Consider the following 22,201-nt stretch of genomic DNA (forward strand, 5'->3'; position numbering starts at 1 on the left):
CCAACTCCTTTTTTATTTTGTTGACTGACGTAAGGTAATACCGTGATTAAGAATAACATCTTTTTCTTCAAGCTCTTCCTTATTCATGATTTTAGTCAACATACGCATGCTAACTGCCCCTAAATCATAGAGAGGATGATTAATACTAGAAAGGTTTGGACGTGTGTAGCTTGTAATTGGTGAGTCATTGCTTGTGATGATTTCGAAGTCTTCTGGAACTGATTTACCTGCAGCAAAGAGGCCATTCAAGAGACCCGCAGCCAATTCATCTTCCCCAACATAGGCAGCAGTGGCACCAGAGTTCAAGACACGTTGTGCTAAATCAAAGCCGTCTTTATAGCTATATTTAGCTTCAAAGACAAGTCCTTCATTGTAGCGCAAATTATTCTTTTCAAGTCCAGCCTTATAACCAGCTAGACGGAGCTTGCCATTAATATCATCAATTAGTGGTCCTGATACAAAGGCAACCTTTTCATTATTCTTGGCAAGCTGCGTTACAGAATCCTCAACGGCAGCTTTATAGTCGATGTTAACACTCGGTAATTGGTGTTCGAGGTCTACTGTTCCTGCTAGAACAATCGGCGTACGGGTACGAGAAAATTCTGCACGAATTTTTTCCGTCAAGTGGTAACCCATGAAGATGATACCGTCTACTTGTTTGGCAAATAGAGAGTTAATCACGGTAACTTCATGATCGTCATTTTCATCACTAGATGCAAGAACAATATTGTACTTGTACATCGTAGCAATATCATCAATCCCCCTTGCTAAAGTAGCAAAATAACTATTAGCAATATTTGGAATAACAACTCCTACAGTAGTGGTTTTCTTACTCGCCAAGCCACGCGCAACCGCATTTGGACGGTAATCCAAACGATCAATGACCTCAAGCACTTTTTTTCGGGTGTTTTCTTTTACATTTTTATTTCCATTTACCACACGAGACACAGTCGCCATCGAAACACCTGCTTCACGCGCAACGTCGTATATAGTAATTGTTTCATCAGTATTCATAAAAACACTTCCTTTCTCATTTTACGCTCACTTATTCATGCTAATTGTATCAGATTCTGAAAACACTTTCAATTATTTTGACTGATTTTTTACAAAAAAATGAAAGGGATTCCTTCTTTATGGTTACGAGGAAGAAAGCCATTTCAGAAAAAGGCCTCTCATTTCGTGTTTCCAAGACTATCCATCGCTTACAAAACTAGCCTAAAAAAGTCTCAATGAAAGTAAATGATTTAATGAAAAGCCAAAAAACAACTTGCATTTTCCCTATAAAAGTGACAGAATGAGTGTAAGAAATACAAAGGAGTTTTTTCTATGTCTAAACTTGATCGCATTCGTCATTTTTTGAATGAAAATAAAGCAGGGCTAGCTATTGTTTCAGATCCTGTAACTGTCAATTATCTTACTGGTTTTGATTGTGACCCACATGAACGCCAAATGTTCCTCTTCGTCTACGAAAATCGTGAACCTGCCCTCTTTGTTCCTGCTCTTGAGGTTGCACGTGCCTCTGCTGTACTCGACTTCCCAGTCTTTGGTTATGTGGATTCTGAAAATCCATGGCAAAAAATCAAAGCTGGTCTAGCAAGTACAGACAGCTCTATTATTTATGCAGAGTTTGACAATCTCAATGTGACTAAGTTCCAAGGATTGCAAACAGTCTTTGAAGGTCGCTTTGAAAACTTGACACCATTCATTCAAAAAATGCGCGTTATCAAGTCAGCTGATGAAATTCAAAAAATGATTGTTGCCGGTGATTATGCTGATAAAGCTGTTAATATCGGTTTCGACAATATCTCTCTTGACGTTACTGAAACAGACATCATTGCTCAAATCGAATTTGGCATCAAACGCTTGGGCTATGAAATGAGCTTTGAAACTATGGTCTTGACTGGTAACAATGCAGCCAACCCACACGGCATTCCTGGAAGCAACAAAATTGAAAAAGATGCTCTTCTTCTCTTCGACTTGGGCTGTATGGTGAATGGCTATGCTTCAGATATGACGCGAACAGTCGCTGTTGGAAAACCCGATGATTTCAAAAAAGAAATCTACCACTTGACTTTAGAAGCTCAACAGGCTGCCCTAGATATGATTAAACCAGGTGTAACTGCCAGCGAAGTCGATGCTGCAGCACGTAATGTTATTGAAAAAGCTGGTTATGGTGAATACTTCAACCACCGCCTCGGACACGGTATCGGAATGGATGTGCATGAATTCCCTTCAATCATGGAAGGAAATGACTTGGTAATCGAAGAAGGAATGTGCTTCTCTGTTGAACCAGGTATTTACATTCCTGAAAAAGTTGGTGTTCGTATCGAGGACTGTGGTTATGTGACAAAAGATGGCTTTGAAGTCTTCACACACACACCAAAAGAATTGCTCTATTTTGATGTCTAATTAATAAACATGGGTCTTCAATTAAATTGAAGATCTTTTTGTTTGTAGCCAAATCGAAAACACCAAAAAAGCTGACTCATCGAGAGTCAGCTTTTACTATTTTTCCTCATGCTCTTGTCTAAGATAGTCAAGTCCTTCTTCAATCCATCCTGGCATTGCTTCTGCCAAGGGTTTAAAGCCATAGTTCAAACGACTATCAGAGAAACGATGACGATGAGGGATTTTATTTTTTTCTTCCTCAAGGGTTCTCAAAGAAAGACTAGCCTTTTGTGTAAATTCATCAAAATCAACAACTTGAACCAAGACCTCCTGGTCTACCTTGAGGGTATTGTAGATGTTGTCGATATAACCTGTCTTAATCTCCGAGATGTGAATCAAGCCTGTGGTACCATTTTCCAATGAAACAAAGGCACCGTAAGGCTTGATGCCTGTGATAACACCCCTAAGCTTGTCTCCAATTTTCATCTTAGTCTGCTACCTCAACTGTTTCAATCACAACATCCTCAAGTGGCTTATCTTGAGCCCCAACCTCAACATTGGCAATCTCATCAAGCACCTTGTAAGAGTCTTCATCCACCAATTGACCAAAGACTGTGTGGCGACGGTCTAGGTGAGGTGTTCCACCATTTTCAGCATAAGCTTCCGCGATTGGTGCTGGCCAACCACCACGTTCGAGTTCCTTTTTAGCATAAGGAATTTCAGGCGTTTGAACGATGAAGAACTGACTACCATTAGTATCTGGTCCAGCATTGGCCATAGAAAGCGCACCACGGAGGTTATAGAGCTCTTCAGAAAATTCATCCTGGAAGCTACCACCAAAGCTTGACTCACCACCCATTCCAGTACCAGTTGGGTCACCACCTTGAATCATAAAGTCCTTGATAATACGGTGGAAAATCACACCGTCATAGTAGCCACTCTTGGCCAAATTGACAAAGTTAGTAACTGTTAACGGTGCATGGTCAGGGAAAAGCTTGATGACCAAATCACCATGGTTTGTTTTAATTGTTGCGACTGGACCTTCTACTGCATCCAAGTCAAGTTGTGGGAAATGAAGTTCTTTTTCTACCAATCCGAGTTCCTCCAAGGCATTGAAAATGCCATCTTCTTCTACTGTTCCTGTAACGTAATCTGCTTTTTCTTTCAGTTCTGGTGTGGCATTACCCATGGCAACCTTAAGTCCAACATAGTCAAAAATCTCCATATCGTTTGGACCATCCCCAAACATCATAGCATTGACCGGTTTAAGGTTTTCATGCTCCAAGACATGCTCGACACCAGATGCTTTTGAGATACCATTTGCTACGACGTCAGATGAGTGTTCGTGCCAAGGTACCATACGAACATGTGTCGCAAGTTCTTCTGGTAACTCAAGCTCACCATCATTTTCCGCAAAAGTCCACATATGGTAAACATCGTTCGACAAATGGAAGTCTGGCTCCACATCACAAAGACCATAGACTGGTTTCATAGCATCATCAATCAAATCTGAACGCTCTGAGACAACTGGCTTATCCTTACCGGCAAAGCCCCAAGCAATCCCAATCTCCTTGCACCAAGCAACAAAGGCTTCTGTAACTTCACGAGCTAGGGGCTGGTTATAAATTTCTTCCCCTTTTCGATTAATCACATAAGTTCCATTGATGGTTACAAAATAATCGGGCTCTAGGTCTCGAATGTCCTCAACGACACCATAGTAGCCACGTCCTGTGGCAATCCCCGTCAAAATTCCTTTTTCTTTAAGCCCTTTGAAAACAGCCTTAATAGACTCAGGAATGTAGCCTGTCTTTTTGACACGAAGGGTGTCGTCAATGTCGAAGAAAACAATCTTTGTCTTCTTGGCCTTGTATTTTGTTTTAGCATCTACTGGCATCGCTAATCTCCTTTACAGTATCACGACCAGAGTTAGGTATACCTGCTATCCTAACTAAAGACCGTATGGTACTCCCATTATATCATGTCTTAAAGCCAAAAACAAAAAATCATCTAGGACTATAGCAGTCTTAGATGATAGGCGTTTTAACGGTTAACACTCTTGATAATACGTTTGATATCACGTTCTTGTTCACGACGTTTAATAGATTCACGTTTATCATAATCATGTTTCCCTTTGGCAATACCAAGCAATACCTTGGCAAAACCGTTTTTTAGGTATACCTTCAAAGGAACCAAGGTCACACCTGTTCCCTTAAGATCATTTTGAAGTTTGGTGATTTGCTTCTTCTTAAGCAACAACTTTCTCGTACGGTCTGGATCTTGATTCCAAATATTTCCTTGCTCAAAAGGAGCAATATGAACATTGATTAACCAGGCCTCACCATTCTTGATTTGGGCATAGCCATCTTTTAGTTGGATGCGTGCCGCACGAACGGATTTGATCTCTGTTCCTGTCAGTACGATACCTGCTTCGATAGTATCAACGATACTATAGTCATGTCTAGCCTTTTTATTCTGAGCAACAACATTGCCTTCACCCTTTGGCATAGCAGTCCCTCCATTCTCATCCTATTTTCGTTTTTTAGCAACGTCCTTGTAGAAAGGTTTGTTCCCTTTCTTCTTACGACGGCCACTCTCACGTCCCTTGTTATCATTATGAGGACGGTTTTGATTCTTACGCTTATCGGGTTTCTTAGATGACTTACGTTTTTCGTCATAAGAACCTTTACGACCATTACCATCTTGACGGTTACGGTTATCCCCACGTTTACCACGACGTTCGAAATCTCCATTTTGACGGTCACGACGTACACCTCTATTGCGGAAGGCTTTCGCTTTCTCTTCACGTTCCTGACGAGCCTTGTGGTCTACTTTTTCAGTGACATCATACTCGCTTGGAAGATACTGGAAGTCAATGTCTCCTGTTTCCTTATCCGCACGTGTTAATTTGACACGGATAGGCTGACCAACTCGGAAAGTCTTACCAGTTTTCTCACCCTGAAGTGTCATGGTACGTTCATTGTAATTGTAAAATTCTGGAAGGGTCGTGATGTGAACCAAACCTTCGATAGTGTTTGGCAATTCCACAAACATACCAAATTTAACCACACTTCCGACAATACCATCGAATTCTTGGCCAACAAACTCTTCCATGTATTCCGCTTTTTTCATAGCTTCAACGACACGTTCGGCATCAATGGCACGACGTTCAAGAGTTGAAGATGATGTTGCTAACTCAGGAATAACCTCTTCAAAATGTTCACGTGTTTCTTGAGACATATTGTTAGTGTACTCACGAATCATTCGGTGAACCAAGAGGTCTGGGTAACGACGGATTGGACTAGTAAAGTGGGTATAATACTGAGCAGCAAGTCCATAGTGACCGTGGTTGTGTTCTGAATAGCGGGCTTGTTGCATTGAACGAAGCAACATCATGTTCATGACTTCCGCTCCGGGTTTCCCTTGTACACGCGCCATAAACTCTTGCAAGTCTAACTGATCCATCTTATTGGCAGTTCCTTTGATTTGAACACCAAAGATAGAGGCATAATCCATGAAGCGTTGCAATTTCTCGGCCTTTGGCTCTTCGTGGATACGGTAGATAAATGGCAACTTAGCCTTAGCAAAGTGCTCTGCCACACATTCATTGGCAGCCAACATGAAGGATTCAATCATTCGCTCGGCTGTTCCACGTTCACGCACCACGATATCCACTGGCATTCCCTTCTCATTAACCAAGATACGAGCTTCAGATGTATCAAAGTTAAGGGCACCACGACGCTCACGCATGTCTTCTAAAATCTTATGCAATTCTGCCATAGCTGATACAGAATCCATGATTGGCTTAAACTGCTCAATCTTTTCTGGATTTGCAGCCAACATCTCATTGACATCACTGTAGGTCATACGGAAGGTTGTATTAATCACAGATTGACAAATCTTATGATTAACCACCTTACCTTTTGGAGTAATCTCCATAATGGCTGATTGCGTCAAGCGATCAACATTGGGATTTAGTGAACAAATACCATTTGAAAGACGCTCAGGCAACATTGGCACTACGCGGTCTGTTACATAGACAGAGGTCCCACGTGCTACGGCCTCACGGTTAAGAGCAGAACCTTCTGTGACATAGTAGGACACGTCGGCAATATGAACACCAAGCTCAAAGTTACCATTTGGCAAACGTTTGATATGAACCGCATCATCCAAGTCCTTAGCATCGGCTCCGTCAATAGTAAAGGTTACTTCTTGACGAAGGTCAACACGACCAACGAGGTCTTCCTGACTCGGTGCATCTGGGACAGCTTCTGCTTCCGCCATGACATCCTCTGGGAATTCTGAAACAATATCCATTGATTCCAAGACTTCCAAGACATCAATACCAGCATCCCCCTGATGACCAATAATGTCACGAACACTTCCTACGAAATAATCATAGTGACGGTTAGGGTATTTTTCAATATCAACCTTGATAATTTCAGTACCATCTAGGGCAACTGGTTCTTTCTTGATATAAATTGGCTGCTGAATTTTTTGGTTTTTAGACTTAATGTAACCCGCATAGGGTTCTTTCTCGTCGCTAAGGATAAATTTCCCTACAACAGTCTTAAGTGAACGTTCTACAATTTCAACAACTCGTGCTTCTGCTGCTGTCCCACGCAAACGATCTGCTGGTTTCTTGATGACAACGGCAACAGTATCACCGTCAATGGCATGGCCAACATCATTACGACCAATGAACATATCATCTTCACTGTCATCGACATGCAAGAAACCAAAACCGTTCTTATTGGCACGGAAGACACCTTCAACAGTCACCTGATTAGGATTTTCTTTCTTAGGACGCAAGGATACAGAGCCATCTCGGTTAAAACGCAACTGTCCCTTACTTTCCATGGCTGATATGACCTTGATGAGCTGAGGGAACTTTTCTCCCCCAGCATGATTAAGAGCCTGGGCAATGTCGTTTACACTGGATTTCCCATGCTCCTTCAAATAATTTATAATAGATTCTTTCATGATTTCCTTTTCTTTTATTTATTGACTATAACGCAAAAAATGAGCCAACCTCAGTCAGCTCATTACTTACTTGAGAGAATGGAAAGGACGATTGCATCTACAATCCATAGAAAAACCATGATTCCTGTAAAGCGTTGCATAAAGGCTTCAAAACCACGTGGTTTACTACGTTCAAATAGTGCTTCTGACCCACCACCATCAAAGACATTGCTACTTGGATTTTTTTGTGGCTGCATAAATACCGCAATCACAATAATAGCTGACATCACCAAGAGCAGCGTTAATAATAAGTCGTACATAGTTATTCCTCCGAAAAAGTCCTTTTTATTCTACCATAGAACCCTTTAAGATTCAACATGTAAGGTTACTTTTCTATCCTTAGGGCAGAATTTGGGTACCTGAATTTTCTCAGGATGATTCTGTTTATTTTTACTTGTGAGATAGTTGATGCTCCCACATTCACTACACTTTAAATTGATTTTAACTCTCACCTATATTCTTGACTCCTAGCAATTTTCTAAAGATGATTAAGGACCAGACAAAATTTCCAAAGACAATCATTGCAGTCACAAAGAAGACCCAGCGATAACCTAGACCTGTCGCAACTGCTGACCCAACAAAGGGACCTAAAACCTGTCCAATATATGAAAAGCTTTGATTAAAGCTAAATATTCTTGAGATTCCTTCCTTGGGTGTCATCTTGGTCAATAAAGAATTGACACTAGGCATAAGAGCACCTACACCGAAGCCATAGGCAAAGCGTAAGATACCCAGTTGCAAGGCTGAACCGGCAAAACCACAGAGGAAATACAAGAGAAAGCTATAAAATAGCCCCATTAAAAGCAAGCGATGATTCCCAATACGGTCTCCCAATTTTCCCAGATAAGGGGTACTTAAGAGACTAGAAAAGCCCATAGCAGAAACAATTAACCCTGAGTAAAAAAGGATATTTTCCCTCTGACCTAAATAACGAATGTAAAGGGCCAACATAGGTGCAATCGATTGGGCAGAAATCTGAATAATCATACTGGTCACAAAAAGGCCAATCAACATAGATTTGCTGGGAATTCTTGCAAAAACCTGAGAAAGGGTCATCATCTCTCCCTTTTCGACAGGCTGGAAATCCTCTCGCAAGCCAAAAATAGTTAAGAGGCAGCAGATAAATAGAATGAGTCCAACCAATAAAAAGGTACCCCTCATACCAAACGCCTCAGATAAGGTACCACCTAACAAAGGGCCAATCAGAACACCTGCCGTTAGACCCGTAGACAAGGTCCCCAAGGCATAGCCAGAACGATTCTGAGGAACCTGACTAGCAATTAAAGCTGTGGCATTTGGGACATAGCCTGCAAACAAACCATTCAGCGTTCTTAAGAAAAGCAGCCAGAAAACATTTGGGACTAAGGCAAGCCCTCCCATTGTAAAAGTCATCACCATGCTGGCCCTAATCATCATAGGCTTTCGACCATAACGGTCAGCCAGGCGTCCCCAAATAGGAGAAACCAAGGCAGAGGCTAAGGCAGAGATGGCAACAGACAAGCCAGCATACCATTCGACCATATCTCCTTTAACACCAAGTTCCTCAATGTATAGGGCCATGAAAGGCATAACAATGGAGAAACTAGCTCCAGTAAAAAAGGTTCCTATCCATGCAATTTTAAGGTTACGTTGCCAATCAGTACTTTTAAGTTCTTTTTGGCGCAAATAATCATCTTCTTTCTAAAATTCACTATCCATTATATCACAATGGCTAGCTATGAGGAGCTCGTTAAATCATTTATTGCACTCTTAACCTTCTCCTTCAAATCATCGAGACTACCGTTATTATCAAGAACCAAGCTGGCATAAGGCATTTTCTCAGCTAAAGACATCTGGCTATCAATACGCAGCTTAGCTTCCTCAACACTTAAGTGATTACGTTTCATCAAGCGTTGGCACTGGATCTCCGGTAACACTGCCACCAACCAAATCTGATCAAACCAGTCCTGATACCCATTCTCAATAAGCAAGGGAATATCCATGAAAAAAACATCTTCTTTCTTAGCTAAATAATCCTTTTGCGCTGCTAGTTCCTCTCGAATAATCGTCCCTTGAATCTCAGCAGACCGCTGTCTCATCTCCTCATTGGAAAAGATCAGTTGCCCTAGTTTAGGACGGTTCAATTCCCCATTAGAAAGAAGAATTTCCTCTCCCAACCAATCGAGTAAGGCACGGTACAAACGGCCCCCTTGAGCCTGCATGTCGTGTACAAGCTGATCAGCGTCAATGACCTTGTAACCTGCCTCTTTAATCATTTCAACAACAGTAGATTTTCCTGAAGCAATACCACCTGTTAACCCAATAATCATCGTTTCTGACAATGAGGACACAAATGTGTTCCTCTCCCTCCTAACTTGATTTTCTCAATTGTGCTTGCGCAGCGTGGACAAGGCTGTCCCGTCTTTCCGTAAACCTGCAAATAGTTCTGCATGGTCCCATCCTCACCAAGGGCATTACGATAAGTCCTTATAGTTGAGCCACCTTTTTCAATTCCTAGCTGTAAAATAACAATCGTTTGATCATGGACTCGCTTCATGGCTGCCTTGCTGAGTTTCTTTGCTGGCGTCTCAGGATGAACCTTGGCTGCCCAAAGCACCTCATCAACATAGATATTGCCTAGACCAGCCACCAATTTCTGCTCCAAAAGGAGACTTTTAATGGGCTTTGCAGAGGTCATCAAGGCTCTCTCAAACGGGGCGTATTTAAAAGCCTTCTTAGTAGGCTCAGGACCAAGCTTTTTCTTTGTAAAATAAGCCTCCTCTTGATTTTTAGCCAATAAATCAAAGGTCCCAAACTTGCGGACGTCCTGATAAACAAGAGTCGAGCCATCATCTAAGATAAAGAAAAGATGGAAATGCTTATTAGCAGGGACCTGATCCGTAAACAAGAGGTATTTCCCTTCCATGCGCAAGTGGGAAATCATAATCAACTGTCCAAAATCAAAAATCAAGTACTTGCCTCTACGTCGCATGGCTTGAATAGTTTGGCCAGGTAAGTCATTCAAAAAACTATCGTAGGAGGTCTTAATCATTTTCGGGACCTTAACTTCAACAGACGAAATGGTCCGACTTACTACCAATCTTTCTAACCCTCGTCTAACAGTTTCTACCTCAGGTAACTCAGGCATTTGCTCCTCCTTCTAACAAGAAAGCCGAGCAAATGCCCAGCTTTTTAATATTCTTTTTCGTTGTATCCGAAATCGGCAAGATCTAATTTCTTATCACGCCAATTTTTCTTAACCTTAACCCAGGTTTCAAGGAAGACCTTGTCCCCTAGCATAACTTCAATATCTTTACGGGCAAGGGTACCAATTTTCTTGAGCATGGAACCTTGTTTACCAATGACAATGCCTTTTTGGCTGTCACGCTCAACCATGATCGTCGCACGAATATGAATCTTATCCGTGTCTTCATCACGCTTCATCTCATCAATGACAACCGCAACAGAGTGTGGAATTTCTTCACGTGTCAACTGAAGGACTTTTTCACGAATCATCTCCGATACCAAGAAACGCTCTGGGTGGTCGGTGATTTGGTCCGCTGGGAAATATTGGAACCCTTCCTCAAGGTTATCACTCAAGACATCCACAAGATGAGAAACATTGTTCCCTTGGAGAGCAGATATCGGAATAATCTCCTTGAAATCCATTTGTGTACGGAAATCCTCAATCTGCTCTAGGAGCTGATCTGGATGAACCTTGTCAATCTTATTGATTACCAAGATAACTGGAACCTTAGCTTGTTTAAGACGTTCGATAATCATATTATCACCCTTACCACGGGGTTCATCCGCTGGTACCATAAAGAGGACGGTATCTACTTCACGAAGGGTTGAATAAGCAGATTCCACCATGAAATCCCCAAGAGCCGTTTTAGGTTTGTGAATCCCTGGTGTATCAATAAAGACAATCTGTTCCTTATCAGTTGTGTAAATCCCCATAATTTTATTACGGGTTGTTTGAGCCTTATCACTCATAATAGCAATTTTTTGCCCCATAACATGGTTCAAAAACGTTGATTTTCCTACATTAGGACGGCCAAGAATAGCCACAAATCCTGATTTAAATGTCATATAACTTCTTTCCTATTTCTTTTTAATTGAAAATTAAGTGCCAAATTTTAGGTATAAAAACAATCATACCCGTAATGAGTGCATAACAAGAAACCACTAAAACAGCCCCTGCAGCCATATCCTTGGCATTTTTGGCTAGCATCGAAAAGTGATAATTACTGGCCAAATCGACAACATTTTCAATGGCAGAATTAACGATCTCTAGGGCAATTACGAGAAAAACTGCCATCAAAAGAAAGAGCCATTCTGTCGCAGACACACGAAAAATCAAGCCAGCCAATACCACCAAGATAGCTGAAACCAAATGCTTGCGCATGTTGCGTTCTTCTTTAAAAGCTGTGATAATTCCTGTTAGAGCAAACTCAAAACTAGCTGTAAATTCTCTGTTTTTCCACTTTTTTTGTGGGTTATTGTCGCGTAAGTCCATAAGCAGTCAAAATTTCTTCCTGTAATCCAAACATTTCCGCTTCTTCTTCTGGAGTATAATGGTCGTAGCCATTGATGTGAAGAAAACCGTGAACAGCCAAGAAGCCCATCTCACGCTCGAAACTATGACCATAATCCTCAGCTTGCTCGTGAGCCTTATCAACAGAAATAAAGAGTTCACCGATATAACTATCAAATTCTCCCATCATTTCAGCTAATTCAGGATTTTCAGCCAACTCTTCCTCATCAAAGCTAATGTCTAATTCAGGCTTATACTCCAAACTAATAACATCAGTTGGACGGTCCGTATCACGATATTCCAGGTTTAGCTCGTGGCTACGTTCGTTGGTTACAAATGTAACCGCCATTTCCTTGTCTTCCTTGCCAAGTCTTTGTGCTGCAAAATCTAGCAACTCCAAGGTTTGTTCTTTTAATTTCTCAGAGACTTGTCCAGTCTCATCAATCATTTCAATATACATAAGATACTTTAGGAACGGCAATGCTCACTTCAAACATAGAACCGCTCGCTTCCTTTCACTAACTCATTAGCTTTTTTATACAAATACATAGAATACTAGCCCAGAGTATTTTTGGTCTAATATTAATCACCTCATTATATCATAAGGACACAGAAAAAGCAGACTTAAGGCTAATTGTCTGCTTTTTGTAGGACATCTCTGGGAATCGCTTACTTATCTAAATTATCCTTAAGACGTTGAATGTGAATGGTTAAAAAGACTTGTTCGTCTAAACTTAGCTCAAAAGCATAACTTGTCTTGATATAGGTAGCAATCTTTTGGGTACAGATAAAGGACTCTGGATAATTTATCTTAACTTGTTCATATAGAAAAGCATCATTCTTGCCACCACTAACCCCACTCACAATACGTTGTGCTAGGTATTGGAGATGTGTCATAAAGCGGTTATACGAGAAACTTTCCTCATCCAAATCATAACTAAAATGAAGACGGACAATCTCACTAATCCCAACCACAATTTGAGTCATCTGTCGGTCTTTTTCATGGAGACCCGCATCTTTTTGTGCATTGACAAAATGTAAGGCGACAGAGGCAGCCTCATCATCTGCCAACTGGACTTCTAAATCCTTGGCAATCAAACGAAGGGCTTGTTTCCCAATTTCATACTCCCGAGGATAAAATTTTCGAACCTCCCAAGCCAAAGGATTCTGCAAAGAAATACCCTCTCTACTTCTTTCAATAGCGTAATGTAGGTGGTCTGCAAGAGCGATGAAAAAAGAGGGTTCAAACTTGGTTTGCAAGACAGCCTCAGCAAAAGTAAGAATATTCAAAAAGACTTGCATTTCACCATCAGGTAAATTGACATAAACACGAGACCATTCCTCTACTGCCTCTGTATTTTCCAAAACAAAAGTCTTTTCAACCTTTTCCTTATCAACAAGGTCTCCGACCTTCTTTTGAAAGCCTAGTCCCTTACCCATGACAATGTATTCCACATTATTATCCAAAGCTTGGACAACATTGTTGTTTAAAACCTTTTCAATCTGCATCATGATTTCTCGTTATAAAAGCGCTTACTTTATTTTACCAAATTTTTAATGAGAAACCTACTTACTACAAACAAAAAGCGCTGGCCTGACCAACACTTTTTACTTATAGTTCTGTTCGATTTTCAATCGCTCTTAACAAGGTCACTTCATCAGCATACTCAATGTCAGAACCGACTGCCAAACCACGCGCTAAACGAGTCACTTTGATTCCTGCAGGTTTAAGGACACGCGAAATATACATAGACGTCGCCTCACCATCTGCTGTTGCATTAGTGGCAATAATAATCTCGTCAACCTCGCTGTCCATAAGGCGGGTAATCAAACTTTTCAGGTTAATATCGTCTGGTCCAACACCATTCATAGGGGAGATAAGCCCTTGAAGCACATGGTAGAGACCACGGTATTCCTGAATCTTTTCCATAGCTGAAACATCTTTGGAGTCTTCAACAACCAAAATCTTAGTACGGTCTCTGGTTTCATCGGTACAAATGTTACATGGATCGTCATCTGTCAAACGACCACATACCGAACAATAAGTCAATTCACGTTTTGCTGCCAAGAGGTTTTTTGCGAAATCATTGACATCTTCATCAGACATGCTAATGGTATAAAAAGCTAAGCGGGTCGCTGTTTTAGCCCCGATTCCAGGGAGTTTTGAAAAACTATCAATCAGCTTCGCAATTGGAGTAGGATAAAGCATGAAGGTCTCCTGTTCTTTATATTTTTTTATTCATCTCTTATCTTTTGTCACTTTCATGGATATGTCTTTACCCAAGAACAAATACTCAAACACTATATCACAGAAAAATCTCTCGTGCAAGGCACAAGAGATTTTAGATGTTTAGTGAGTATTTTGATAAAGCTCCATAATAGCTTTGACCGCATTTTGATGGGCCTTACTCTTCCAATCTAAAGCGTGTGGGTACATAATCCCAACTGCCAACTTCGTACCATCTTTGGCGGTCGCATAGGCCACGGCATTAAGGTTAACCGTTGTTACAGAGTTACCAGAAGCATCTGTCGCATAGGTTTCGGCTGTCCCTGTTTTACCACTGATTGGAATGATAGAACTTGCCATAGCTTTACCAGTAGCAAGGCTAGATCCTGAATTAACGACATCATTAAAACCTTGTTGGACAATACCCATCTGCTCAGAATCAAGAGGTAAGGTATTTAATACACGTGTATCTACCGTTGAGGCTAGAGTTCCTAGACTACCATTAGATCCTGCATCGTAGATACCTCCAACGATATGAGGGGCTACACGTTTACCACCATTGGCAATTGAAGCAACATACTGAGCCAGCTGAATGGTTGTATAAGAGTCGTACTGACCAAAAGCCTCTGTCAGAACGTTGGCTACATTGTAATTCTTAGAAATGTAACCTTCTGATTCTCCAGGTAAATCAAGTCCTGTAGACACTCCCATACCAAAATCAGCATAGGTGTCACGAAGCGTCGTCATGGCCTTATCCATATTATCAGTCGACAAGGCCATACCTGGAACATACTGTTGGCCAAGTAGTTTAATTGCAATCTGTACCATATAGGTATTTGATGAGTATTCTAGAGCCTGTGTCGCGGTAATAGCACGGCTACCTTGGTCTGTAAACCAAGATGTGATAGGGGCTGAACCGGCAATGTTGATTGGTTGGTCAGTCAAGACCTGGTTCCCATAGATAGCACCTGAACGCCAACCAGCAGTTAAGGTTGCCCCCTTAACAACAGATCCCGGAATGAAGACATCAGTGATTGTGCCTAAGGCATTGGCCTTAAAATCTTGTGCTCCTTGCTCGTGTTTTTGCCCTGCCATAGCAAGTACAGCACCAGTGTCAGCATTCATAACCACTGCATACATTCCTTCAGAATAGGTTGCTTTATTCTCTGAAATCTCTGAAGAAAGCTGTTGACCTAGGATGTCTTCAACTCCTTTTTGGAAATCAAGGTCGATGGTCAACTGCAGATTGTTCCCCTTGCTGCCCTTTTGAGTGATTTTATCACTAGCAACTTCGCCTTCCTTGTCTACTGTAATCTCACGAACAGTATGTTTTCCTTGTAGTTTCTCTTCATATTCTTTTTCTAGATAGGACGTTCCTACCCGGTCATTAAGTGCATACCCTTTTTTGAGGTATTCCTTGGCATCTTCTTGTGGCAAACCTGCTTCTGAGCTTGATACTTTCCCGATGAGAGGTGACAAGGCTGAATCAACCGTATGACGTTCCCAATCCTTAGCAACCGTAATACCATTGAGTTCCTTCTGTTTAGCTGCTACAATCGCAATTTGTTCAGGTGTCAAGTCTCCTGTTTTCAATGTGACTGTTGAGAAATTAGACACAGCATTCATCTGTGAGTAAATGTAGACAATCTTAAGCTCATCCTCTGAGTAATCCACTGCTTCATCAGGAACTGCATCAACAGCATTGTTGTAAATAGTAGCTTCAGCTAATTTATTACCAAATTTATCTGTTTTCTTGTCGTTTGGAAGATCATTAACAACACGCTTATAAGTGGCAGAATCCGCAAGATAGAAATCGCGTTTTTGACGTGCTGTTACCTTCGTTTCCGTCAGAGTCACCATGGTCGCCAACTTTTCAGCGACCTTCTTCATCGTATCTGATGACACCAAATTGCTACGTGTGAAGGTGATAACATCCTTACTCTGGTTGGTCGTGAGGGCAACCCCTTTAGCATCAAAGATTTGCCCACGTTCGCTTGCAATCCTAACTGTATACTTAGAATTATCCTCTAATTTCTTCGTATAAAACGATTTGTTATAAACCTGCATATAGGTCAAACGTGCAAAAAGCAACAAAAAAAGGACAAAGACTACACCAAAAAGCAAGTAAACACGACGGGAGATGTTTACTGGCTTTCTAGGTTTATTCGCTCGTTTTTCTTTTCGTTTTTGGCGCCGTTTTACCCATTTTTGACTGATTTTTTTCGAAAATGATGTCACTTTTTTTCCTCTATGTTCTCATAAAAATTCTCTTTTATTTTATCACAAATAAGCTTTAGCAAACTTAAAAAAATGTCGAAATCTAAAAAAACTTGCCTCAATATAAGACATGTTTTTTTAGATTATAATGACAACTTTTTCATCCAACTAGGAATGGCTTTACTGATATGAGTCGGTAAAACCACATAGGCATTTTTAGCCAGATCATCTGCGATAGCTGAGTGAAGCCAGACAGCAACTGTAACTACTTTATAGGAGTCAATTGAAGCGAATTGGGCCAGAAAACCAGTAATCATACCAGCCAGGGTATCTCCCATGCCTCCTGTAGCTTGATAGGGTCCACCAACTTCTAAATGAGCTACTTTTTCACCTTGATAGACAGCGGTCTTGTGACTCTTGGCAACTAGGATTGTCCCAGCTTGGAACTCTCTCAGGGCTTTCTGAGTGTTTGAAACTGTCTGCTCCGGAATCCTTAAACCAGACAAGCGTTCCCATTCTTTTTGATGCGGGGTGAGAGTAAGGTGACAATCTGGTAAGTCCTTCTTATTTTTCTTAGCCAAAAGATTGAGAGCTGAGCCATCAACAACCAAGTTCTGATCTGCCCTAATATTTGCTAGAACCAAATCCATAGCTTGTCTAGCTACACCATCCTCACCTAGGCCAGAACCGATTAATACCACATCAGCTGCCCTAAGATTATCAAGAAATCTTTCAGTCTCTCTAAGGTCAAAAGCCATGGCTTCAGGGAGATGGGCATGAAGGGCTGTGATATTGTCACGATCCGTAGCCACTGTGACCAGGCCTGCCCCACTATTGACACAAGCTATGGCAGCCATAATGATGGCACCACCATAAGGGTAAAGCCCACCAACTAAAAGCACTCGACCGTAAGAACCCTTATGGGACTCTCTCAAGCGAGGTTTTATCACTTGCCTAGCTAAATCATCATCAACTTTCATAAACTATCCTTTCGCACTACGAAGAGCAGCTTGATAGGTCTGTTCCATAAGCATGGTAATGGTCATAGGGCCTACACCACCTGGAACAGGCGTGATCATGCCAACCTTATCTTTCACTTGATCAAAATCAACGTCACCACAAAGTTTGCCTTCTTCATCACGGTTGATTCCCACATCAATGACAACAGCACCCTCTTTGACATAGTCTTCTGTTACAAATTTTGCACGTCCAATAGCCACAATCAAGACATCAGCCTTGCTACAAACCTTAGCCAGATGTGGTGTTCGTGAGTGAGTCAAAGTAACCGTAGCATTTTTTTCCAGAAGAAGCTGAGCCATAGGTTTACCAACAATGTTACTACGTCCGATAATAACTGCTGTCTTACCTTCCAATTCAACATTGTACTCACGAAGGATTTCCATAATCCCAGCAGGTGTACAAGGTACCATTTGACGGCGACCATTCCAAAGATTACCAGTATTCATAGGATGGAAACCATCAACATCTTTTTTAGGATCAATAGCCAAAAGAATACGCATTTCATTAATATGATTTGGCAATGGTAATTGAACCAAAATACCATGGAAGAGGGGATCCTGATTATATTGTTCAATAACTTCAATCAATTCTTCCTCACTAATACTCTCAGAAAGATTGATCGTCTGGCTATGGAAGCCAGCTTTTTTAGCAGCACGTTCCTTATTACGCACATAAACCTGACTGGCAGGGTTATCACCAACCATGATTACCACTAGTCCAGGCACAATCCATTCATTTTCTTTAAGACGTGCTACCTTTTCTTGCAATTGATCCTGCATTTTAGCAGCTAGGGCCTTACCATCCATTATTATCGCCATGGGTGTTCTCCAATACATACTTTTTTTCAATTATACCATAGTGAGAGCTCTTTGTGACTAAATTTTCTAAATTTTCAAAAAGACATCTTAAATACGAAACTAAAAAAGCCGGAAGCACCTTCCAACTTTTTTCTGATTATGCTTTCGTGACTAGTCCACAAAACCATTTTGCTGACTCCAGCCCTTAATAACCTTCAAGGTCTTCTGCTGGAATTTGCCACTTTCATACATGTGATCTGCACCCGTTAAGGAAACGAGAACGGAATCACGATAGTTCTTAGCCGTTCTTCTGGCAATAATAGGATGAGTCATCTTATCCTTGGTTCCTGAAATAACGAGAACAGGACATGAAATCCGACTAAAGTCAACGTAAGCTGCTTTTGTCTTATCAAACCAATGAAGAGCCATCTGAGTATAAACTTTTCCTGATTCAGGAACCAGATCAGCAAAAACTTCCTCTTTCAAAGATTCCTCTTGTTCATTCATGCAATACTTGAAAAACTCCTTTTTATACGGAGGCATGGCTTTTTTCCAAAATCCCCAGCGTAAAAAGTGTTTGCCAAAACAAGCTAACATGGTTGGATAAAAGGCAAAAATATCTGCTGTCGGAGCTGGTCCCATGAGAATCATACCAGCTACTTCTGTCTTTTCAGCAACCATTTGAGCCACCAGACAACCTAAAGAGTGTCCCAAAATAAGTGGTGGTTGGTCAAGACTTTCAATCAAGGCCACTAAATCATCTCGATAGTCCTGCAGGGTAACAGTCCCAACCTTAGCTAGACACTCTTGATAAGGTAGGTCATGGTAACGAAAGCTAGGTGTATGAACCTTATATCCCATTTGACGTAGACCTGTCGCAAATTCTCCCCAAACATTGCCATCACACCAGGTCCCATGAATTAGGACAATCTCTTTGTTCAAAACCATTCCTTATACATCTCCCTTTTTTGTTAAAAATTTAGATTATTTATCTATCTTATAATATCACACTTCCAACCTAGATACCTTTATACATTTCTTACAATCGTAAGAAAATGGTCTCTTAAATGAATAAGAGACCATTTTTCTATATATTATTCTATTAGCGATTAGCCTTATGCATTTCTTCCTTAACCGGACAAGAACACTCGCAATCGCCACAAGATCCTTTGCCTTTGATATAGTGACGGATGCCAAGACCAGCTGAAGCAAAAATAATAAAAGCAATGATAAAGGTAGACATAACAATTCCTCCTAAACCTAAATATGAGCTTCTTGAAGATTATCCAAGCTAATGATTTGATCCTTAATCTGACGTGGTTTACGAACAACAAAGTAAATCATCGTTACTAAAAGTAAGAAAGCAACAAAAGTCCAAATTGTCATTGACTTACCGTACAGGATGACTTGACCAAACTGGTAAAGGATTAAACTCACACAATAAGCTAGACCTGTTTGGAAACCGATAGCCCCAACCGTCCATTTAAGATTGGCCATTTCACGCTTAATAGCTCCAATAGCCGCAAAACATGGCGCACAAAGCAAGTTAAAAATCAAGAAGGAATAGGCAGCTAAGGAAGAATAATCTCCTCGTAGAGCCTCAGCCAGACCCGCCTCACTGCTATTATGATAGAGAATACCAAAGGTGGCAACAACGGTTTCCTTGGCAGCTAAACCTGTAAGAGCCGCAACTGTTGCCTTCCAATTCCCAAATCCAAGTGGATCAAAAATCCAAGACAAGCCCTTCCCTAAAGTCGCCAAAATGCTAACTTCTGTATCTACAGTATGTAGGGTAAAGTTGTAGTGAGACATAAACCAGATAAGAACCGTCAAACTGAAAATGATGGTTCCCGCACGTTTGACAAAACTCAAAGCCTTACCAAAAGCATAACGCAAGACCGACATGGCTTTAGGCCAGTGATAGGCAGGCAATTCCATAATAAACGGACTGGTTAAACCACCTAAAAAACTCGTCTTTTTGAGGGCAATACCCGATAGGATAATAGCAGCCATCCCAATAAAATAGGTACTTGGTGCTACTAAAGAATTACTAGGGAAGAAAGCTCCAGCAATCAAGGCAATAATTTCCAACTTGGCCGAACAAGGCATGAAGGTTGCCGTCATAATGGTAATGCGACGGTCCCTTTCATTTTCAATGGTTCGACTAGACATAACCGCTGGAACCCCACAACCTGTAGAAATCAACATAGGAATAAAGGATTTCCCAGAAAGACCAAAACGTCGGAAAATACGGTCCATAACAAAGGCAATACGACTCATATATCCAATGTCCTCAAGCACACCCAAACAGATAAAGAGCACAAATATTTGAGGTAGGAATCCTAGTACTGTCCCAATCCCAGCGACAATCCCATCAACAATCAAAGACTTAAGCCAGTCCTGAACTTGAAGATAGTCAAGACCAGACGTTACCAAATCTGGAACATACTTACCAAAAAGCACATCGTTAGCCCAGTCTGTCCACATGGTTCCAACAGTCTGAATAGATAAGAAATAAACCAAATACATAACCACTGCGAAAATTGGCAAGGCCAAAATACGGTTGGTGACAATCCTATCAATCTTATCCGACAAGGTCAGGGCAAAATCTTCTGTATGACTTTGAGCCATCTGACAAACTCGTTCGATAAAGGCATAACGCTCATTAATGACAATTGACTCCGCATCTTCGGTGAAAACTTCCTCAGTGATTCGAATGATGTCTTTGATTTCTTTTCGTTGGAATGGGGACAAGTCTAGCTCAGCCTCAACTAAAGCATCGTGTTCAAAGAGTTTAATGGCGTAAAAACGCGCAGACCTTTGCGGCACCGAATTTCCCAAGACTTCCAAAATTTGTGAGATGGCAGCTTCTAATTTATCGTCATAAATTGGAAAAGCAATGTCAGCAACTGTAGAGGTTGTCGTATGTGCCGCCTTCTTCACAACCTGATCAATACCAGTTTGCTTGAGAGCACTAGTAGCTACTACTGGGACGCCTAGATGGTAAGATAATTTATCAACATTAATCTGTTTTCCCTGAGCCTCTAAAACATCACTCATGTTAAGCGCTAAAGTGACTGGAATACCTGTCTCAATCAACTGCGTTGTCAGATAAAGATTACGCTCCAAATTTGTCGCATCGACTACATTTAAAATGCTGTCGGCCCTTTGGCTCAACAAATAGTCACGCGCTACCTTTTCTTCAGGACTATAGGGTGACATTGAGTAAATTCCTGGTAAATCCTGGATTTCTAAATCCTTATTCTTTTTAACCAGACCACTTTTTCGTTCTACAGTAACACCCGGCCAGTTACCAACACGCTGATTGTTCCCTGTTATCAGGTTGAATAAACTGGTTTTACCACTATTAGGATTACCTATTAATGCAATTTCTGTCATTTTTCCTCTCCCTCATCCAGCATGACCACACTAATCATTTGCGCTTCCGACTTGCGTAGGGTTAATTCGTACCCTCTCAAACTAATTTCTAGAGGATCTCCCAAAGGGGCTACCTTACGCAACAACACCCGAGTACGCTTTGTAATTCCCATATCCATAAGACGTCGTTTGGTTTCATTTGCTGAAAAAATATCAGTAACGATAGCCGAACGTCCAACCGGTAATTCAGAAAGAGGTATCTTTTCCTGATTTTCCTCCGCAGGTGCCAAATCAATCTTATCTAGAATCGAAGCATCAAAGGCTAAGCGACTCCCTTTAACGATAATAATAGCACTGTTTTTGGTCTTAGTTACCACCTCAATCGTTTCACCGGCAGCCAACCCTAGGTTAGATAAGTGCAAAAGACTATCCTTAGGGAGGTTAATGCCAAGAATCCGGTAAGGCGTTTTTAAGGCCGCATCATATATGAGCATATTTCTTGACCTACTTTATTATTTTTGATATGGCATCATTATAGCATATTTATCCATCTTTTCCGCAATATTATCCTAAACAAGAATGATTCTAGAAAAGCAGAACACAAAAAGAAAAGGCCGGAAAAGTTCCAGCCTTCACAAA

Annotated in this window: 23 protein-coding genes; 1 reads left to right on the forward strand and 22 read right to left on the reverse strand. The window is 41.1% G+C overall.

Features of this window, described 5'->3' with window-relative positions; all coding sequences use genetic code 11:
* Positions 1–12: 12 nt before the first annotated feature.
* Positions 13–1,014, reverse strand: coding sequence for a catabolite control protein A (gene ccpA / locus HMPREF2607_RS07150; RefSeq protein ID WP_014634136.1), 1,002 nt, complete (start codon positions 1,012–1,014; stop codon positions 13–15).
* A 312-nt stretch (positions 1,015–1,326) separates the two neighbouring features.
* Between ccpA and HMPREF2607_RS07155 the strand changes: the two genes are divergently transcribed.
* Positions 1,327–2,409, forward strand: a complete 1,083-nt coding sequence (locus HMPREF2607_RS07155; protein WP_014634135.1) for a M24 family metallopeptidase — start codon at positions 1,327–1,329, stop codon at positions 2,407–2,409.
* Positions 2,410–2,505: 96 nt separating this feature from the next.
* Here HMPREF2607_RS07155 and HMPREF2607_RS07160 read toward each other — a convergent pair whose 3' ends face one another.
* The 21 genes from HMPREF2607_RS07160 to HMPREF2607_RS07250 all read right to left on the reverse strand — a co-directional run bounded on the left by HMPREF2607_RS07160 (position 2,506) and on the right by HMPREF2607_RS07250 (position 22,056).
* Entirely contained in the window at positions 2,506–2,874 is a 369-nt protein-coding gene (locus HMPREF2607_RS07160; RefSeq protein WP_002886108.1) for a S1 RNA-binding domain-containing protein, read from the reverse strand.
* A gap of 1 nt (position 2,875) precedes the next feature.
* On the reverse strand, positions 2,876–4,282 hold the full coding sequence (locus HMPREF2607_RS07165; protein WP_014634134.1) for a Cof-type HAD-IIB family hydrolase: 1,407 nt from the start codon (positions 4,280–4,282) through the stop codon (positions 2,876–2,878).
* Positions 4,283–4,428: 146 nt separating this feature from the next.
* A complete protein-coding gene (smpB, locus tag HMPREF2607_RS07170; RefSeq protein ID WP_070476488.1) occupies positions 4,429–4,893 on the reverse strand; it encodes an SsrA-binding protein SmpB in 465 nt (154 codons plus the stop codon).
* A 21-nt stretch (positions 4,894–4,914) separates the two neighbouring features.
* Positions 4,915–7,368 (reverse strand): ribonuclease R, encoded by a 2,454-nt coding sequence (gene rnr, locus HMPREF2607_RS07175; RefSeq protein WP_070476490.1) that lies wholly within the window; start codon positions 7,366–7,368, stop codon positions 4,915–4,917.
* Between the two features lie 62 nt (positions 7,369–7,430).
* A complete protein-coding gene (gene secG, locus HMPREF2607_RS07180) occupies positions 7,431–7,667 on the reverse strand; it encodes a preprotein translocase subunit SecG (RefSeq protein WP_002886135.1) in 237 nt (78 codons plus the stop codon).
* Between the two features lie 45 nt (positions 7,668–7,712).
* A complete protein-coding gene (rpmG, locus tag HMPREF2607_RS10215; protein WP_002890443.1) occupies positions 7,713–7,859 on the reverse strand; it encodes a 50S ribosomal protein L33 in 147 nt (48 codons plus the stop codon).
* Complete coding sequence (locus HMPREF2607_RS07185; protein WP_002886097.1) at positions 7,849–9,072, reverse strand: multidrug efflux MFS transporter; 1,224 nt, start codon at positions 9,070–9,072, stop codon at positions 7,849–7,851. The genes rpmG and HMPREF2607_RS07185 overlap by 11 nt, the downstream gene beginning before the upstream one ends.
* Positions 9,073–9,122: 50 nt before the next feature.
* On the reverse strand, positions 9,123–9,716 hold the full coding sequence (gene coaE / locus HMPREF2607_RS07190; protein WP_014634130.1) for a dephospho-CoA kinase: 594 nt from the start codon (positions 9,714–9,716) through the stop codon (positions 9,123–9,125).
* On the reverse strand, positions 9,713–10,534 hold the full coding sequence (gene mutM, locus HMPREF2607_RS07195; RefSeq protein WP_021144488.1) for a DNA-formamidopyrimidine glycosylase: 822 nt from the start codon (positions 10,532–10,534) through the stop codon (positions 9,713–9,715). Before mutM ends, coaE begins: the two co-directional genes overlap by 4 nt.
* Positions 10,535–10,578: 44 nt before the next feature.
* Entirely contained in the window at positions 10,579–11,478 is a 900-nt protein-coding gene (gene era, locus HMPREF2607_RS07200) for a GTPase Era (RefSeq protein ID WP_014634128.1), read from the reverse strand.
* Positions 11,479–11,500: 22 nt separating this feature from the next.
* Entirely contained in the window at positions 11,501–11,905 is a 405-nt protein-coding gene (locus HMPREF2607_RS07205; protein WP_004182934.1) for a diacylglycerol kinase family protein, read from the reverse strand.
* Positions 11,886–12,383 (reverse strand): rRNA maturation RNase YbeY, encoded by a 498-nt coding sequence (ybeY, locus tag HMPREF2607_RS07210; RefSeq protein WP_002886021.1) that lies wholly within the window; start codon positions 12,381–12,383, stop codon positions 11,886–11,888. Before ybeY ends, HMPREF2607_RS07205 begins: the two co-directional genes overlap by 20 nt.
* Before the next feature lie 209 nt (positions 12,384–12,592).
* Entirely contained in the window at positions 12,593–13,432 is an 840-nt protein-coding gene (gene licT / locus HMPREF2607_RS07215) for a BglG family transcription antiterminator LicT (protein ID WP_037620560.1), read from the reverse strand.
* 103 nt (positions 13,433–13,535) lie between these two features.
* Positions 13,536–14,132 carry a recombination mediator RecR gene (recR, locus tag HMPREF2607_RS07220; RefSeq protein WP_002886148.1) on the reverse strand — a complete coding sequence of 199 codons (597 nt, stop codon included), beginning with the start codon at positions 14,130–14,132 and terminating at the stop codon, positions 13,536–13,538.
* A 141-nt stretch (positions 14,133–14,273) separates the two neighbouring features.
* Complete coding sequence (pbp2b, locus tag HMPREF2607_RS07225; protein WP_070476492.1) at positions 14,274–16,388, reverse strand: penicillin-binding protein PBP2B; 2,115 nt, start codon at positions 16,386–16,388, stop codon at positions 14,274–14,276.
* Between the two features lie 122 nt (positions 16,389–16,510).
* Positions 16,511–17,347, reverse strand: coding sequence for an NAD(P)H-hydrate dehydratase (locus tag HMPREF2607_RS07230; RefSeq protein ID WP_070476494.1), 837 nt, complete (start codon positions 17,345–17,347; stop codon positions 16,511–16,513).
* 3 nt (positions 17,348–17,350) lie between these two features.
* The gene (locus tag HMPREF2607_RS07235) at positions 17,351–18,205 is read right to left on the reverse strand and encodes a bifunctional methylenetetrahydrofolate dehydrogenase/methenyltetrahydrofolate cyclohydrolase (RefSeq protein WP_070476496.1); all 855 of its coding nucleotides are present in this window, start codon (positions 18,203–18,205) and stop codon (positions 17,351–17,353) included.
* 150 nt (positions 18,206–18,355) lie between these two features.
* Entirely contained in the window at positions 18,356–19,132 is a 777-nt protein-coding gene (locus tag HMPREF2607_RS07240) for an alpha/beta fold hydrolase (RefSeq protein ID WP_038675583.1), read from the reverse strand.
* Positions 19,133–19,286: 154 nt separating this feature from the next.
* Positions 19,287–19,427, reverse strand: coding sequence for a FeoB-associated Cys-rich membrane protein (locus tag HMPREF2607_RS10220; protein WP_002885917.1), 141 nt, complete (start codon positions 19,425–19,427; stop codon positions 19,287–19,289).
* 17 nt (positions 19,428–19,444) lie between these two features.
* Positions 19,445–21,583: a ferrous iron transport protein B gene (feoB, locus tag HMPREF2607_RS07245; protein ID WP_070476498.1), complete on the reverse strand. Its 2,139-nt coding sequence runs from the start codon at positions 21,581–21,583 to the stop codon at positions 19,445–19,447.
* Positions 21,580–22,056 (reverse strand): ferrous iron transport protein A, encoded by a 477-nt coding sequence (locus HMPREF2607_RS07250; protein WP_037620398.1) that lies wholly within the window; start codon positions 22,054–22,056, stop codon positions 21,580–21,582. Before HMPREF2607_RS07250 ends, feoB begins: the two co-directional genes overlap by 4 nt.
* Positions 22,057–22,201 lie beyond the last annotated feature (145 nt).

It is taken from the genome of Streptococcus sp. HMSC078H03, assembly GCF_001808655.1.
Classification (GTDB): domain Bacteria; phylum Bacillota; class Bacilli; order Lactobacillales; family Streptococcaceae; genus Streptococcus; species Streptococcus salivarius_G.

Coding starts and splice junctions, on each gene's coding strand:
- mutM (WP_021144488.1), bottom strand. CDS start 10,534: ATGCCTGAGTTACCTGAGGTAGAAACTGTTAGACGAGGGTTAGAAAGA.
- coaE (WP_014634130.1), bottom strand. CDS start 9,716: ATGATTATTGGGTTAACAGGTGGTATTGCTTCAGGAAAATCTACTGTT.
- secG (WP_002886135.1), bottom strand. CDS start 7,667: ATGTACGACTTATTATTAACGCTGCTCTTGGTGATGTCAGCTATTATT.
- ccpA (WP_014634136.1), bottom strand. CDS start 1,014: ATGAATACTGATGAAACAATTACTATATACGACGTTGCGCGTGAAGCA.
- HMPREF2607_RS10220 (WP_002885917.1), bottom strand. CDS start 19,427: ATGTCTACCTTTATCATTGCTTTTATTATTTTTGCTTCAGCTGGTCTT.
- smpB (WP_070476488.1), bottom strand. CDS start 4,893: ATGCCAAAGGGTGAAGGCAATGTTGTTGCTCAGAATAAAAAGGCTAGA.
- rnr (WP_070476490.1), bottom strand. CDS start 7,368: ATGAAAGAATCTATTATAAATTATTTGAAGGAGCATGGGAAATCCAGT.
- HMPREF2607_RS07205 (WP_004182934.1), bottom strand. CDS start 11,905: ATGGACTTACGCGACAATAACCCACAAAAAAAGTGGAAAAACAGAGAA.
- recR (WP_002886148.1), bottom strand. CDS start 14,132: ATGCTTTATCCTACTCCAATTGCGAAGCTGATTGATAGTTTTTCAAAA.
- ybeY (WP_002886021.1), bottom strand. CDS start 12,383: ATGTATATTGAAATGATTGATGAGACTGGACAAGTCTCTGAGAAATTA.
- HMPREF2607_RS07240 (WP_038675583.1), bottom strand. CDS start 19,132: ATGGTTTTGAACAAAGAGATTGTCCTAATTCATGGGACCTGGTGTGAT.
- HMPREF2607_RS07235 (WP_070476496.1), bottom strand. CDS start 18,205: ATGGCGATAATAATGGATGGTAAGGCCCTAGCTGCTAAAATGCAGGAT.
- HMPREF2607_RS07250 (WP_037620398.1), bottom strand. CDS start 22,056: ATGCTCATATATGATGCGGCCTTAAAAACGCCTTACCGGATTCTTGGC.
- HMPREF2607_RS07155 (WP_014634135.1), top strand. CDS start 1,327: ATGTCTAAACTTGATCGCATTCGTCATTTTTTGAATGAAAATAAAGCA.
- feoB (WP_070476498.1), bottom strand. CDS start 21,583: ATGACAGAAATTGCATTAATAGGTAATCCTAATAGTGGTAAAACCAGT.
- HMPREF2607_RS07165 (WP_014634134.1), bottom strand. CDS start 4,282: ATGCCAGTAGATGCTAAAACAAAATACAAGGCCAAGAAGACAAAGATT.
- HMPREF2607_RS07160 (WP_002886108.1), bottom strand. CDS start 2,874: ATGAAAATTGGAGACAAGCTTAGGGGTGTTATCACAGGCATCAAGCCT.
- era (WP_014634128.1), bottom strand. CDS start 11,478: ATGACATTTAAATCAGGATTTGTGGCTATTCTTGGCCGTCCTAATGTA.
- licT (WP_037620560.1), bottom strand. CDS start 13,432: ATGCAGATTGAAAAGGTTTTAAACAACAATGTTGTCCAAGCTTTGGAT.
- HMPREF2607_RS07230 (WP_070476494.1), bottom strand. CDS start 17,347: ATGAAAGTTGATGATGATTTAGCTAGGCAAGTGATAAAACCTCGCTTG.